This window comes from Natrinema gelatinilyticum (assembly GCF_024266705.1).
In the GTDB taxonomy this organism is placed as follows: Archaea; Halobacteriota; Halobacteria; order Halobacteriales; family Natrialbaceae; genus Natrinema; species Natrinema gelatinilyticum.
This window is the reverse complement of record NZ_CP100756.1, coordinates 1694214-1708876: the sequence shown is the minus strand read 5'-3', so window position 1 is coordinate 1708876 and position 14663 is coordinate 1694214. Positions and strand designations below refer to the sequence as shown.

Sequence of the window (14663 nt, the reverse complement as noted above, 5' to 3'; positions counted from 1 at the left end):
CGTTACTCGTCGGGGCCCTGGCCCTGGCCCATCTGCTGCATCTGCTGTTGCATCGCCTGCTGTTGGATCTGCTGGGCCTGCTGTTCGAGTTCGCTGCTCTCGGTCTCGAGTTCTGCGATATCCTCGTTGATGTCGTCGATACGGTCGTCGAGCCGATCCTTTTTGTTCTCGAGGACGTCGACGGCGTCGTCCTCTTCGAACTCTGCGGCGTAATCAGCGCCGAGGTCGACGATCACTTCGTCGATGTCCTCGATGGTCGCCCGGAGGTATGCGCCGCCACCGACCGGCACCTGCACGGTCGAATCAGTCTCGAGCGAGTCGAGGGCCTCGATGGCTTCGTCGGCTTCGGTCTTCTCCTGTTGAATAGCCTCGACGTTGCTTCGAAGGGCCTCGATCTGTTCGTCGATTTCCTGGAGCTCCTGGGACAGTTGCTGCAGTTGTTGTTGACTCATCGCTCGGACACCTCGTCGAGTTCGATTTCGGTCCGCTTGAGCCCGTGCCGCCCCCCCAGTTGGGAAAAGGCGTGTTCGCGGGCGACGTTCTCGTTTTCGGCGTCGATGGTCGTCTCGAACGGCGCGTAGCCGTCGCGACTCTTGAACCGACCACTGACCGTGAATTGACTCATGCCTATCCCTCCGGCAGGCAGTCGGAAGAATCTTCCCTTCCAGTTTGACGCGTCGGCGCCGCCAGCCGAACGAGAGAACCCGGCCGTCACCCGTTTGGCTGCCCCCCGACGAACGGAGGGTGAACGATTTTACCGATCCGCGACGAACCGGCGGACATGACCGAACTCGATCCCGGCGACCTGTTACCAAGCGATCGAATGCGAACGCAAGCGCTCGAGGGTGAAATCTCGCAGATCCACCGCGGCCACCAGTACGCCGAGGAGGGAGACACGTTCGCGATCGACGGAACGATCTTCGAGGTAACCGACGTCCGCGAGCGCACGCTCGGCGATCTGACCGACGAAGACGCCCGGGCCGAAGGAATGGGAGACCTCGAGGCCTACGAACGCTTGCTCGAACGGGCCCACGAGAACTTCGAGTGGAACGACGAGAGCGAGGTCGTTCGCCACCGGTTCGAGCGACGATAGTGAACCGCTGGTGGCGATTCCGAGCCGATCGAAGCTGGCGCACTGTCGGGTCCGGTGGCCCATCGACTCATACGATCTGCTGTAACGATGTACCAGTGCAACCGCAGGACGGTCGCGGTTGCACCGGCAATGACGTACAGTAGTCCGTATCAAGGACGGATCGGTTCGATCGCCTCGGATCGGAGAGCGAAAACAGGCCTCGAGAACCGAGTGACACGGTCAGTCTAAGTAGCCGAGCGCATCCTCGATCCGCCCCAGTTCGGGACCGGTCGTCTCCTCGCCGACGACGTAGCCCGCCTCGTTCGCGACGAGTCCGGACCCGACCAGCGGCGCGCCGTAGTTGATCGTGCCCACGTCCGCCCGGACGTCCAGAACGGCTTCGAGGGCGTCGAGTTCCTCGTCGGTCGCCTTCGGATGGCAAAGAACGCCCGTGTTGTTCGCCACCGCCGCCGTTCCCACGGTCCTGACGCCGGCGAGGTCGCCCCGTTCGACGGGCACCTCGAGCGTGTCCTCGACGATCTGCATTGCATCGCGGGACAGGTCCGGGTGGACGTAGGCGCCGTAGTCGTTCGCGAGTACGACGTTACCGGCGGCATTGATGGTGCCCGGCAGTTCGGTGACGGGGACGTCGACCTCCGCCTCGAGCGTCTCACGTTCGTACTCGAGGACGCGCGAACTGACGAGCAGACCGTTCTCGTTACCCGTCGAGAGGGCTCCGACTGTCGAGGAACCGCCGACGGTCGTCAGGATGGCGGGCACCTCGAGTTCGTCGGTGAGGTCGGCGACGACATCCTCGGCGACGTCGGGGCGAACGAGTACGTACGCATCCGTCGCACAGGCGAAGACGCCGACGTAAGACGATCCGGCGAAGGCGAGGCGTTGCAAGTTTAGTCGGCGACCTCGGCCTCGACGACGGCTTCACCCTCCTCGTCGAAGCGGGCCGCACGGACGCGTAGTTTCCGCGGCGGGTTCGAGCGCCCGTTGGACCAGACGGTTTCGTTGATCGAGGGATCCAGTCGGATGGCCGCCTCGTCGACCGCGAAGTGTTTCGCGAGGTGTTCGCGGACGAGTCGCATCGCGTAATCTGCGGCCTCGTGGTTCGCGCCTTTCTTGACGTCACGCAGGGGAACGGTTACGACGCGTTCCTCGAAATCACTGGCACTCATGATTATTCGTCAGTGTCGTTGCGCCGCCAGTTGCGTCGCTTCGGGTTGCGCTGGACGTCCATGTCAGTCTTCATCATGACCCAGGCCGGCACGCGGCTGTTCTGGTTCTCGAGTTTGGCAAGACGCTTCTTCTTGCCCTTCGATTTCTTACCCATAGTGGCCGAACGTAGCCCACGCTGGCTTAAAATCTTGTCCATCTTGCAGAGACCGGTAAGAGTCCCGAACCGGCCGGATGCCGGACCGTTCAGACCCGTTCGTGGACAGCCATCGATCGAGAACCGAGGCTCGCGGAAGACCGTCAGCGCTCGAACCGACGCTCGAGGTAGCGGGTCACACCCTCCTGGGTAGCGTCACTGGGTTCGGTCGTGTAGACCCAGTTCTCGATTCCGTCGTGTCCATCGTGGCGAACGAAGCGGTCGTGATCGTAACAGCCAGTGCCGTGAAATCGCGTCCCGCCGCCGATCCGGTTCGGACCGGCGTAGGCGGTCGCCATCGGTGAGATTCGCAGGGTATTCTGGGCCGTTCGGACGGCCGTCCCGAGTTCGTGGTCGCAGTACGCGTTGCCGATCGATCGAACGACGTCGTCCGAGAGAAAGGTGTGCAGCGTCTCGTGGATCGCGATATTCTGCGTCACCGGCCTCGAGTCCCAGACCTCGGTCGCGCCGACGTTCGCGACCGTCAGTGCATCGCCGTCTCCACCGTCGTCCATGCCGGTAACCGAATTCGGTGCTAGCGTCCCACCGTACCCGACGCGGTAGTTGAGCGGCGACCAGCACAGAAGCACGTGACAGGTCCGTCCAGTGAGCGCGCCTCGGCTCTGCACCCGTTCGCGAAAGCGTCGGAGGAGCGCCTCGAGCGATGGAAGAACCGCATCGGCCGAAAGCGACGTGGTGGAGGGCGGAACGCGAATCGGAGAGGCGCGGTCGACCCGAACCACCAGGTCCTCGAGTCGGGAGCGCTCGCGAGCGTAGGCGAGGACGTGCTCGAATGCGGATTCGATAGCCGCGAGCGCGTCTCGAAACGGAGTCGGCCAGTTCCCGCGCAGGTCCCCGAGCCCGTACCGCAACCGCGCCCGGAACGGGACGGCATCGGGATAGACGCGAATCCGAACCAGCCCGTCCCGGTGACCGGCGGTCGTCTCTGTATCGACGGCGGTACCACTGCTCGTGTCACTGCCGGTCCAGACCGAAACGGCCGACCCGCCGACCGCAGCGAGGGCCTCCCGGCGGGTTACGCGCCACCGACTGTCGGCGCTGATAGAGAGGCGGTCGTCGGGCATCGTCTCGCACTCGCTACGGTAGTGGCCACTATTATACCCAGCGCCGTAGGTCCCGATTACAATACGGGCTGGTGTCGTAATCGGTCGGCGCAGTGAACAGTCTCGCCTCGAAAATCGAATGGGGGCGAGCACTCAGCCGGTCGCAATCCACTACTGGGCCGATCCTCGCGGATTCGAGTTGCGTCCACTCCCGTTCTCGAGCAGGAACGTCACTCGAGCGGGAACGACTCGACCGTCGAGTAGACTGATCCGTCGGGCGTCAGGGTGCTTTCCGTGAGCCGGACCTGCTCGACGGTCGTTTTGCCGACCGTCGGATCGCGAGTTCGAACGACGTCCTGTACGAGTTGTTTTCCGCCGGCGTGATCCATCCGTGCGAGCGTCACGTGAGGCGTGAAATCGTGCCCCTCCGGGTCGAAACCCATCGCCGTCGTCCGGGCCTCGATGGCCTCGTGGAGCCGTGTGAGTTCGTCGCCGCCCTCCTCGACACCCAGCCAGACGACGCTGATGTACTCGAGGCTCGGGAACACACCCAATCCGCCGTAGCGGGCGGTAAACGGCTCGACATCGGCGTCGTCGACCGCAGCCTCGAGTTCCCGCTCTATGGCAGGGAGCCGGTCCGAATCGACGTCGCCGAGGAATTTCATCGTGATGTGGGCCTGCTCCGGATCGGTGAAGTTCAGGCCACTCGCGTCGGCGAATTCGTCCTGTACGTCGGCGACCGGTCCCGCGAGGTCCTCGGGAAGGTCCACGCTGACGAACAATCGCATACGCTCGACTTCGGGCGAGCGGGTATTGAACGTGTGGCTCCGGCCGACGCGTGACCCGCCGGCCGCATCAGATCCTACGGTTCGGTGCGGCCGGGCGAGGTCAGGTGGCTATTCTCCTCGATGGCGCTGGTGAGCAGCTTCGACTGCGCTTTGCGGAGGTGTTCGAGCGCCGTCGTCCGACTGATGTCTAACTCGTCGGCGAGTTCTTCGCTGCTGATCCGTCGCGGCCACTCGAAGTATCCCTCCTCGAGGGCACACGTGACGACCTCGAGTTGCCGGTCCGTGAGCATCGATTTCGACTCCTCGAACTCGGTGAGCTTTCCGAGCGTGACAGTTCCGATCCGATTGAAATCGTCGATCATGGCCTGCAGGTCCTCCCGACGGAAGAACAGGACCGTGTAGACGCGGCGATCAGCGAGGACGCGGCTTTGCCGCCGGAGAACGCCGTGATTCCGGTCGATGGCGGAGTATGCTCCGCACGACGTCTTCGTAATGAGGTAGCTGACTTCGTCGAGACGCTCGACGTGCTCGACCTGTTCCGACTCTCTGAAGAACTCGAGGTACCCGCTTCGGGGGTCTCCGACCCGGATGGTGAAGGTAACGAGATGATCGTGGAGTTCCTCGATGACGATGTCGAACGACGTATCGAAGTGGTCCGCGAAGTCGTTGAGCACGCACGGTTTCTCCTGCTGGAGGTGAATTTCGGCTTGAAACATCTGGCCAGCCGTCGTTCGTGTGCTACTCACCCACACAGAATAACGTTTTCCAAAAAATACCCAACCAATGGAGGGCGTAACGGCGGGCCGGCGGAGGACTCATCGGGAACTGATAGGAGGCCTCCAGTGGCCCGATCGGCGATCAGTCGCCGAACTCGTTTCTCGCGAGCGTCAGCGCCTCGTCCAGGTCGAGCGGACCGCGTTCGGCCAACCTCGATTTGAACACTGAAAGCGTCTCGTCGGTGACTGCCGCGTCCGCGCGTTCGAGGAGTTTACGCGCGCCGTCGTTCCCCGTCGCCGCGCCGAACACGAGTCGACGCTCGCCGCCGAAGGCCGCGGGATCGAACGGCTCGAGCGTGGCGGGATCACTGAGCATCGCCGCGGTGTGAATGCCCGACTCGTGTTCGGATATCTCCGCGCCGAGGACCGCCTTGCGGTCGCCGTACTCCTCGCCGAGCGTGTCGAGTACGGATCGGCAGACGGGAACGAGTTCGTCCGTTCGGATGCCGAGGTCGTCGCCGAGGTCGACGGCGCAGGCGACGACGACTTCCTCGAGCGAGCTGTTTCCGGCTCGTTCGCCGAGCGATGCGACGCTCACGTCGGCTTTCGCGACGCCGGCGTGGTACGCAGCCAGCGCGTTCGCCGTCCCACAACCCATGTCGTCGTGGAAGTGGACGCCGACGCGCGAGAAGTCGACGTCCTCGGCGAGCCGATCGAGCGATCTCGTGACGGTGACGGGCGTTCGTGCGCCGACGGAGTCCGCGAGGGTGACGAACGGCGCGTTCGGGATCGCATCGAAGACCTCGACGAGTTTCTCGTGGTCCGTTCTGAACGCGTCCGCGAGCGTGACGTGCGGTGTCACGCCGCGATCGACGATGTAATCGACCGCGTCGGTCAGCATCGTCAGCATCTCCTCACGGGACGTCTCGAGAAGGTGCTCGAGATGGCGATCGGAGACCGAGACGAACGTCTCGACGACGTCAGCGCCCGCATCGACCGCCGCGTCGATGTCCCGCTCAAGCGCTCGCGCGAGTGCAACGATTTCGGCATCCGTCGTGCCGCTCAGTTCCGCGACGACGGTTCGATCCTTCTTCCCAGTCGCCGGAAACGCCGGTTGGACGAACGGAACGCCGAGGTCGTCAAGCGCGCGAACGCACTCGATCTTTTGCTCGGCGGTGTACGCTCGACCGGGCATCTGATCGCCCTCCCGGAGCGTCACGTCGTTCAGGCGCATCTAGATGATCCCCTCGTCGGACAGTTCCGCGTACTCGTCGGCCGTCATCCCGAGTTCGCCCTGGTAGACCTCCTCGTTGTGCTCGCCGTGTTGCGGGCCGAGGAACTCCACTTCCCCCGGTGTTCGCGAGAACTTCGGAATCGGGGCGAACGTCTTGATCGTCCCGACGTCTGGATCCTCGACCTCGACGATGCTATCCCGCGCCCGAAACTGCTCGTCCTCGACGATGTCCGCCATGTCGTAGACGGGGCCGACGATCGCGTCGTGGGCCTCGAGAGCCTCGATGGCCTCTGCAGTGGTACGCTGTTTCGTCCACGCCTCGATTTCCGCGTCGAGTGGCTCGCAGTTCTCGACGCGGGTTTCGTTGTCCACGAACCGCGGATCGTCGACCAGGTCGGGTCTGTTGATCGCCTCGGCGACGCGTTCGAAGATCTTCTGGTTCGATGCGGACATCGTCATGTATCCGTCGGCGGTCTCGTAGATGTTTCGCGGCGCAGTGTTCGGGTGGCGGTTGCCGGTCCGTTCGCGAACGTGGCCCATTCGGTCGTAGGCTTCGACCTCGCCGAAGAACAACCGCCAGAGCGGTTCGGTGAGGGACACGTCGATTACCTGCCCCTCGCCACTCCCGCCGCGGCCGACGTCGCGCTCGAAGATTGCCATCATGGTGGCTTGCATCGCGAACTGCGCCGCGGTCAGATCCGCGAGACTGATCGGGGGCAACAGCGGCTCGCGGTCGGGGAAGCCGTTCGCGTGTGCCCAGCCGGAGATGCCCTCAGCCACCGTCCCAAATCCAGGTTTCTGTGATTTCGGCCCGGTCTGGCCGTACCCAGACAGTCGAACCATGATCGCTTTCTCGTTGACCGCGCGGACGTCGTCAGGGCCGAGGCCCCACCGCTCCATCGTGCCGGGACGGAAGTTCTCGAAGACGACGTCGGCGTCTTCGATCAGGACGAGGGCGATCTCTCGACCGCGATCCGAGCCGAGATCGAGCGTGATACACCGCTTGTTTCGCCCGAGCGATTTCCAGGCCAACGATTCCCCGTCCTCGGTCTTCTGTGGCCACTCCCGGATCGGATCGCCGGTCCGCGGATGTTCGATCATCACGACGTCAGCGCCGAAGTCGCCCATCATCGTCGTCGCGAACGCCCCGCTTATCATCCCGGACATGTCGATAACCCGGAGACCGTTGAGGGGACCCGCTCGTTCTCGTGCCGTCATTTTCCCGTACCACACTCCGACGACGAAAGACAGTTTTTCCACCCAGTGTTGGCCGTTTATATACACGGGCGTCCGTCGACACCGAGCGTTCGAGGAAGACCGATCCGAGTCGAGTCGCTATGTCACCACTCGAGACGAACTGAACGGCCTCACCGTGTCGCCACTATCGGGGGCTCACGCTGGCTGCAGCACCCGTCGCCGGCCCGTATATAAACCACCCTCACTGGTTGGGAGAACGCTTACTCGAGAAGCTATGCATGTTGTGGACGTTGATAACGTATGGCACATAATTTAGGAGTGGACGTGGGTGGGACGTTCACTGACGTCATCGTCTTCGACGAGGACACCCACGAACTCACGATCGACAAAGTGCTATCCACGCCGGCGAACCCGTCGGAGGGCGTGATCGATGGGGTCGGGGAGGCCGTCAATAAAGCCGACACGACCGTTAGCGACCTGAATTTGTTGTTTCACGGCACGACCGTCGTCACGAATATGCTGCTCGAGGAGACCGGATCGCGAGTCGGACTCCTCACGAGCGACGGGCACGAGGACATCCTCCACCTGGCACGAGCATGGACCCCGGGACCGCTCTACGGGTGGATGGACATGGAAAAGCCGGCGCCCCTGGCCGACCTCGTCGACACGCGAAGCGTCGGCGGACGGATCGCATCGCCCGACGGGACTGAACACGAGCCGATCGACGAGGCGGAGGTCCGAGACGCGGTTCGGGAACTCGCTGAATCGGGGGTCGAGTCGCTGACCGTCGCCCTGTTGAACTCGTATCTGAACCCGACGCACGAGCGACAGGTTCGTGACGTCATTCAGGAGGAATATCCCGACCTTCCGGTGTCGATTTCCGCGGAGATCGTCCCGGAATACGGCGAGTACGAGCGAACGCTGACGACGGTCATCAACGATTACGCGCGACCGCAGGTCATCGACTACCTCGACGACCTCGACGACTCGCTCGAGGACGCCGGCTCGACGGCGACGATGAACGTCGTCCGATCCGACGGTGGACTGATGAGCTCTGAGGCCGCGAAGCATCGACCGGTCGAACTTGCCCTGTCGGGGCCGTCGGGGGGTGTCGTCGGGGCCGCTACCATCGCCGAAAAGAAAGGGATCCCGGACGTGCTCACGCTGGACATGGGCGGGACGTCGACGGACGTCTCGCTGGTCGAGGACGGCACCCCCGAAACGACCCGCCAGACGAAAGTCGGGTATCGGGAGTTCAAGTCTCGAGCCGTCGACGTCAACACGGTCGGCGCGGGGGGAGGGTCGATCGCCCGCGTCCAGCTCTCCGGGTCCCTCCAGGTCGGGCCAGAGAGCGCCGGCGCAGATCCGGGGCCAGCCTGCTACGGACAAGGCGGCGAGGAACCCACCGTAACCGACGCGAACGTCGTCCTCGGACGGATCCCGTCGAACGTCAGGCTCGGCGGGAAGATGGACGTGGACCGCGATGCGGCCCGTACCGCCGTTCGAACGATCGCCGACGAACGCGACAGTACGGTCGAGGAAGCCGCACAGGCGATCCTCGACATCGTCAACGAGAACATGTACGGTGCGCTCCGCGTCGTTTCCGTCGAGCGCGGCTACGATCCGCGCGACTTCGGACTCGTCGCCTTCGGTGGCGCCGGCCCGATGCACGCCAACGCGCTGGCCGACGTGATGGACGCCTACCCCCTGATCGTCCCACCGGGCCCGGGCGTCATGAGCGCGTTCGGCTTCCTGACTAGCGACGTTCAGAACGAGTTCTCCGAAACCTACCTGAAGACGGACCTGGACGTCGACGGCGAGGAAGTGTACGACTCCTATCAGGATCTGAAAGACGAAGCGACGGACTGGCTCGCGTCCGAAGGCGTCGCCGACGAGGATCACGCCTTCGAGTACTACGCTGACTGTCGGTACTACCGCCAGGACGTCCAGATGTCCATCCCGATCGACGTGACGAACCTCCGGACCGACGACGGCATCGCGGAGATCAAAGGCGACTTCGAAGCGCGCCACGATCAGCGCTTCGGCTTCTCGCTCGCCGCACCCCTCGAGATCGCGAACCTCCGCGTCATCGGCAAGGGAACGTTACAGGGGGTCACGCTCGAAGAGAGCGAACTCGGTGACGAGGACGCGAGCGAGGCCCGCGTCGGGACGCAGGACGTCTTCTTCGACGACGACTACCGCGAGACGGCGATCTACGACCGCGAGCGGTTACGACCCGGAAACGTGATCGACGGGCCGGCGATCGTCACCGACGACGACTCGACCGTCGTCGTCCAACCCGACCACGCGGCGACGGTCGATCGGTACGCGAACCTCGAGATCAACCGGAGTGATTCCAAATGAGCCAGCACGCAGTAGACGCCACGCCCGACTTCGTGGGCGACCACGACATCGACGCGACGACCCTCGACATCATCGAAAGCACGCTCTCGAACACGCGTCACGAGATGGACCGCGTCGTGGAGACGACGGCGATCAGCCCGGTCATCCGGGAACAGTCCGACCAGTTCCCCCTGATCGCCGACCCGCAGGGCCGGATGGTCATGGGGCAGTTCGGCAGCGCTATCGATACAATCATCGAGAACGCCCCGTTCGGCTGGGACGATCTAAACGATGGCGACGTCGTCGCCACGAACGACCCCTACATGTGCGCAGGGGCGGTCTCGCATACGCCGGACATGCTGTTGCTACGCCCAATCTTTGACGACGACGAACTCGTCGGCTTCGGCAGCCAGTGGGGAAATCTGATGGACGTGGGCGGGAAGACGCCCGGCAGCATGCCAGTCCAGGCCACAACCATCTTCGAGGAAGGAATGCGTCTGCCCCCGGTAAAACTGTACAAGGAAGGCGAGTTCGACGGCGAACTCCTCGAGACGTTCGCACACAACACACGCCTCCCCGAGCACGCGGAAGCAGATATCAAGGCGCTCGCGGCTGGCACCGCCGTCGCCGAATCGCGCGTACAGGAACTTTGCGACCGATTCGGCAGGGAGACCTACCTGGAAGGCTGCGATGCCATCCTCGATCGAACCCGCGATGGAATGATTAATCTCATCCGCGAGTTCGTGCCCGACGGCGAGCGCTACACCTTCGAGGACCACGTCGACGACGACGGCATGGGCAATGGCCCGATCAAGCTTCACCTCGAGATCTACCGCGAGGGGGATACCGTCCACCTCGACTGGGGGGGGACCGACGCGCAGGTTCCCGGGACGGTGAACTTCCTGCTCAACGAGAAGATGTTCAAGATGTTCACCGGGGTCTTCCTCATCATGGCCTTCGACCCGCTGCTGACGTTCAACGACGGGTACTACGACCTCTTCGAGGTCAACTTGCCCGAAGGGAGCGTCGTGCAGCCGGAGTTCCCGGCCGCGCTGGGCAACCGCCTGCCGCTGATGGCCCGCCAGTTCGACGTCCTGCAGGCGACTTTCTCGAAGCTCATCGACGGCTTCTCGGTCGCGGGGAGCTACGGGACCTCGCCGAACCTCGTGTACGCTGGCACCGATTCCGAGGGCAACGACTTCCAGATGCTCGAGATCCTCTACGGGGGCATCCCCGCCCGACCCGGTGGCGATGGACTCGACGGCCACTCCTGGTGGCCGCTGTTCCGAACCGTCCCCGCGGAGTATCAGGAGGCCTACTACCCACTCACCATCGACGAGTACAGTACGCGCGCCGACACCGGCGGGGCTGGCAAGTTCCGCGGCGGCCACGGCATCACGAAGGTCTACACGTTCGAGGAAGACGGCGCGATCACGTTCCAGGACGATCGCGCGCACACCTACCCGTGGGGAGTCGACGGCGGAAAACACGCCGGAACCAGCGAGAAGAAGCTCGTCAGAACCGACGGGAGCGAGGAGGAACTCCCCTCGAAGGTCGAGAACGTTCCCGTCTCCGCCGGCGATAGACTCGTCTTCCGGACCGCTGGCGGCGGCGGCCTGGGCGATCCGCTCGAGCGAGATCCCGAACTGGTCGCCACGGAAGTCCGGCGGGGGCTCGTCTCCTCCGCGGCCGCCCGCGAGGAGTACGGCGTGGTAGTCGGCGACGACGGAACCGTCGACGGAGCCGCAACCGACGACAGACGCGCAGAGATCCGCGAGCGGCGCGACGACCTCGAGGAATTCGACTACGGACCGCTACTGAACGACGAGGATCTGGCCGAACGGATCGCCGCGGAGCGCCACGAGTTCGACGACCGGCACAACTGACCCGCCCATCGGACACTCGCGCACCACCGACCATCCACCACCCACACACCGCTCACGAATCCGCTGATACAGATCCGTACTGCACGCCGCAGACCAGATCGCACAACGAGAGCCAATTCATGGACTGGATCGACGCCACTGAAGACCGCTACGCCGAACTCCAGTTCGGCGAACCCGTCGGCATGGGAGACCGCCCGGCGCTGATCGTCATCGACCTCATCAACGCGTTCACTGACCCGGACTCGAACCTCGGGACGGCCGTCGGAGACGTCCTCGAGCAAACTGACCGCCTGCTCGAGGCGTTTCGAAAATCCGATCTCCCACGGTATTTCACGACCGTCGCATTCGAGGAATCGTACGGCGACGCGGGGAGATTCGTCGAAAAAGTACCCGCGCTCAAGGAGTTGCGACTCGGCACCGAACGTGTCGAGGTGGACGACCGAATCGCACCGATTGAGGACGAGCGCGTCATCCTCAAGAAGTACGCGAGCGCCTTCTTCGGCACCGACCTGCAATCAGAGCTGACGACGAACCGCGTCGATACACTCGTCATCGCCGGCGTGACGACAAGCGGCTGCGTCCGCGCAACGGCGGTCGATAGCCTCCAGCACGGCTACCGTACGATTGTGCCCGCCGATGCCGTCGGCGACAGGGCAGAGGGACCGCACCGAGCGAACCTCTTCGACATCGACGCGAAGTACGGGGACGTCGTGACGACGGACGGCATCCTCGAACAACTCGACGGGTTCGTCGGAGAGTGACGACCGATTCCGCCCGGGAGATCCGTTTCGGCCGCGGCCGGCTGTCGACGCGCGTCGGCGCACCCACCCACGTTTCGAAACGATGTCCCCAGCCACCGCTTCTCGTGTCCGTACCGGGCCGCTCCGTCGGTAACCGGCGTTCGGTTCGCGGGCAGGGACGTCGCGTCGTTAGGGACGGCCGTTATCTGGATGGAGCACGCACCGAACAGCAATGACCGACGTTGCCGTCCTCGGCGGCGGGATCGGTGGCCTGACCGCGGCCCACGAGCTCGCCGAGCGCGGATTCGACGTGACCATCTTCGAGGCGAACGACCGCTTCGGCGGAAAGGCTCGATCGATACCGATCGCGGACGAACCGGCGGCGCTGCACGGTGAACACGGCTTTCGGTTCTTCCCAGCGTTTTACCGCCACGTCGTCGACACGATGGAGCGGATCCCCGACGGGAACGGGACGGTCGCGGACAACCTCGTCGAAACCGAGGCGACGCTCATCGCGAGCACGACGGGACCGGGGCGGATCGCCGACACGCGCACCCCCGACTCGGTTCGCGGCTGGCTCGAGTCGCTTCGGCCGGCGTTCGCCGATGAACTTCCTGCCCGGGACGTTCGCTTCCTGCTCGAGCGACTGCTGTACCTGCTGACCGCCTGCGAGGCTCGACGCGAGGAGGAACTCGACGACGTTTCCTGGTGGGAATTCATCGACGCCGAAAACCGCTCCCCGGAGTTTCGCGACCGGCTCGCGTTCGCCGTCCAGTCGCTCGTCGCGTTGCGGCCGCAAGTGGGAAGCGCTCGGACGATCGGCACCGTCTACCTGCAGCTACTGTTCGGCCAACTCGATCCGACGCGGCCGACCGAACGCGTCCTGAACGCGCCGACGAGCGAGGCCTGGATCGATCCCTGGCTCCGCCACCTCGAGACACTTGAGGTCGAATTCCGCCCGAATACCCCCGTCCAGCGGCTCGAGTCGAACGGCCGACGCGTTACCGGCGCCGTGGTGGCCGATGGCCGATCTGTCGCCGCGAACGAACGGACGATATCGGCCGACGAGTACGTCCTCGCCGTGCCGGTCGAGGTTGCCCCCGAGGTGATCCCGCCCGCGCTGGCCCGTACCGTGCCTGAACTCGACCGGATCAGCCGGCTCGAGACGGCCTGGATGAGCGGCATCCAGTTCTACCTCGCCGAGGACGTCGAGTTGACGCGCGGGCATCAGGTCTACGCCGACGCTCCGTGGGCGCTGACATCGATCTCACAGCGGCAGTTCTGGACCGGCACCGACATCGAAAGCCGTAGCCCCGATGACGTCGAGGGGGTGCTCTCGGTGATCGCGTCCGACTGGGATACCCCGGGTGTCCTGTACGACAAGCCCGCGAGAGAGTGTACGCGCGACGAGGTCGCCGCGGAGATCTGGGAACAGCTGAAACGGCACTTAAACGGGCCCGACGAGCGATTACGCGACGAACTGTTGGTCGACTGGTTCCTCGACCCGGCGATCGTAGAACCCGGCGGTTCGTCGGAGAGGCCACTGGCGGACGGCGACCGCGCGGAGCACCGTCGGGTGAACTTGGAGAGGTCCCGACCAGCGGAAGAAGAAGCCCTCGACGAGGTGGGCGTCGAAAACCAGTCGCCACTTCTGATCAACACCGTCGGTTCGCTGCGAAATCGGCCGCCGGCCGACGTCGCCGTCGGCAATCTGACACTGGCGAGCGATTACGTGCGGACGAACGCCGATCTGGCCTCGATGGAGTCGGCCAACGAAGCCGGCCGCCGCGCTGCCAACGCGATTCTCGATCGGCGGGGGACGGGCGGTCGACAGGCGCAGATCTGGGGGCTCGAAGAACCCGCTGTGTTCGAACCGTTCAAGCGCCAGGATCGATTCCGATACCGGCTCGGTCTGCCCCATCCGGCGGAAGTGACGCAGTCATTGCGGGGAGCAACCAGGCGCCTCGGCGAGCGAGTCTGATAGCGATTAGCTGTAATTGAGGGCGCTAAGCCCCCTTCTGCTCACGGCGACGCCGTTCGCATGGTCAGCGGGACCGACGGTCCCGCACTATCCGCAGCGAGCGAAGCAAGCAGGGAGGGGAGACAGCGCCCGCACGTCTTGGTTTCGTGTGAATCGGCACCCTTACTACGCCTTCGATCGAAGGTGGTAATAAGATGCTCACCACGCTTCCGGCGGTGTTCAAACGCGACAACAAGCGTGCATCGTCGGTTGTGGTCGAGT

15 protein-coding genes are annotated in these 14663 nt (G+C 64.2%); 5 read left to right on the top strand and 10 right to left on the bottom strand.

From position 1 onward, the window contains the following. Positions 1 to 2: 2 nt before the first annotated feature. Positions 3 to 452, bottom strand: coding sequence for a prefoldin subunit alpha (pfdA, locus tag NJU76_RS08360; protein WP_254532299.1), 450 nt, complete (start codon positions 450 to 452; stop codon positions 3 to 5). Beyond that, positions 449 to 625 (bottom strand): 50S ribosomal protein L18Ae, encoded by a 177-nt coding sequence (gene rpl18a, locus NJU76_RS08355; RefSeq protein WP_254532298.1) that lies wholly within the window; start codon positions 623 to 625, stop codon positions 449 to 451. Before rpl18a ends, pfdA begins: the two co-directional genes overlap by 4 nt. A gap of 156 nt (positions 626 to 781) precedes the next feature. Here rpl18a and NJU76_RS08350 point away from each other — a divergent pair, with 156 nt between their 5' ends. Then, on the top strand, positions 782 to 1093 hold the full coding sequence (locus tag NJU76_RS08350; RefSeq protein WP_254532297.1) for an ASCH domain-containing protein: 312 nt from the start codon (positions 782 to 784) through the stop codon (positions 1091 to 1093). A 219-nt stretch (positions 1094 to 1312) separates the two neighbouring features. Here the strand turns inward: NJU76_RS08350 and NJU76_RS08345 are convergent, their stop codons facing one another. The 8 genes from NJU76_RS08345 to NJU76_RS08310 all read right to left on the bottom strand — a co-directional run bounded on the left by NJU76_RS08345 (position 1313) and on the right by NJU76_RS08310 (position 7473). After that, a complete protein-coding gene (locus NJU76_RS08345) occupies positions 1313 to 1978 on the bottom strand; it encodes a translation initiation factor IF-6 (RefSeq protein WP_254532296.1) in 666 nt (221 codons plus the stop codon). A 2-nt stretch (positions 1979 to 1980) separates the two neighbouring features. Continuing rightward, positions 1981 to 2259: a 50S ribosomal protein L31e gene (locus NJU76_RS08340; RefSeq protein ID WP_254521949.1), complete on the bottom strand. Its 279-nt coding sequence runs from the start codon at positions 2257 to 2259 to the stop codon at positions 1981 to 1983. Positions 2260 to 2261: 2 nt separating this feature from the next. Beyond that, positions 2262 to 2414 (bottom strand): 50S ribosomal protein L39e, encoded by a 153-nt coding sequence (locus tag NJU76_RS08335; protein WP_006184874.1) that lies wholly within the window; start codon positions 2412 to 2414, stop codon positions 2262 to 2264. 143 nt (positions 2415 to 2557) lie between these two features. After that, positions 2558 to 3538 carry a hypothetical protein gene (locus NJU76_RS08330; RefSeq protein WP_254532295.1) on the bottom strand — a complete coding sequence of 327 codons (981 nt, stop codon included), beginning with the start codon at positions 3536 to 3538 and terminating at the stop codon, positions 2558 to 2560. 209 nt (positions 3539 to 3747) lie between these two features. After that, on the bottom strand, positions 3748 to 4305 hold the full coding sequence (thpR, locus tag NJU76_RS08325; protein ID WP_254532294.1) for an RNA 2',3'-cyclic phosphodiesterase: 558 nt from the start codon (positions 4303 to 4305) through the stop codon (positions 3748 to 3750). A gap of 74 nt (positions 4306 to 4379) precedes the next feature. Beyond that, a complete protein-coding gene (locus NJU76_RS08320; protein ID WP_254532293.1) occupies positions 4380 to 5051 on the bottom strand; it encodes a helix-turn-helix domain-containing protein in 672 nt (223 codons plus the stop codon). A 112-nt stretch (positions 5052 to 5163) separates the two neighbouring features. After that, entirely contained in the window at positions 5164 to 6255 is a 1092-nt protein-coding gene (locus tag NJU76_RS08315; protein WP_254532292.1) for a LeuA family protein, read from the bottom strand. After that, positions 6256 to 7473, bottom strand: a complete 1218-nt coding sequence (locus tag NJU76_RS08310; protein ID WP_254532291.1) for a CaiB/BaiF CoA transferase family protein — start codon at positions 7471 to 7473, stop codon at positions 6256 to 6258. Between the two features lie 279 nt (positions 7474 to 7752). Here NJU76_RS08310 and NJU76_RS08305 point away from each other — a divergent pair, with 279 nt between their 5' ends. The 4 genes from NJU76_RS08305 to NJU76_RS08290 all read left to right on the top strand — a co-directional run bounded on the left by NJU76_RS08305 (position 7753) and on the right by NJU76_RS08290 (position 14402). Continuing rightward, positions 7753 to 9816 (top strand): hydantoinase/oxoprolinase family protein, encoded by a 2064-nt coding sequence (locus NJU76_RS08305; RefSeq protein WP_254532290.1) that lies wholly within the window; start codon positions 7753 to 7755, stop codon positions 9814 to 9816. Beyond that, complete coding sequence (locus NJU76_RS08300; protein WP_254532289.1) at positions 9813 to 11681, top strand: hydantoinase B/oxoprolinase family protein; 1869 nt, start codon at positions 9813 to 9815, stop codon at positions 11679 to 11681. Before NJU76_RS08305 ends, NJU76_RS08300 begins: the two co-directional genes overlap by 4 nt. A gap of 119 nt (positions 11682 to 11800) precedes the next feature. Then, complete coding sequence (locus tag NJU76_RS08295; protein WP_254532288.1) at positions 11801 to 12442, top strand: isochorismatase family protein; 642 nt, start codon at positions 11801 to 11803, stop codon at positions 12440 to 12442. 211 nt (positions 12443 to 12653) lie between these two features. Continuing rightward, positions 12654 to 14402, top strand: coding sequence for a hydroxysqualene dehydroxylase (locus tag NJU76_RS08290; protein WP_254532287.1), 1749 nt, complete (start codon positions 12654 to 12656; stop codon positions 14400 to 14402). Positions 14403 to 14663: the final 261 nt, after the last annotated feature.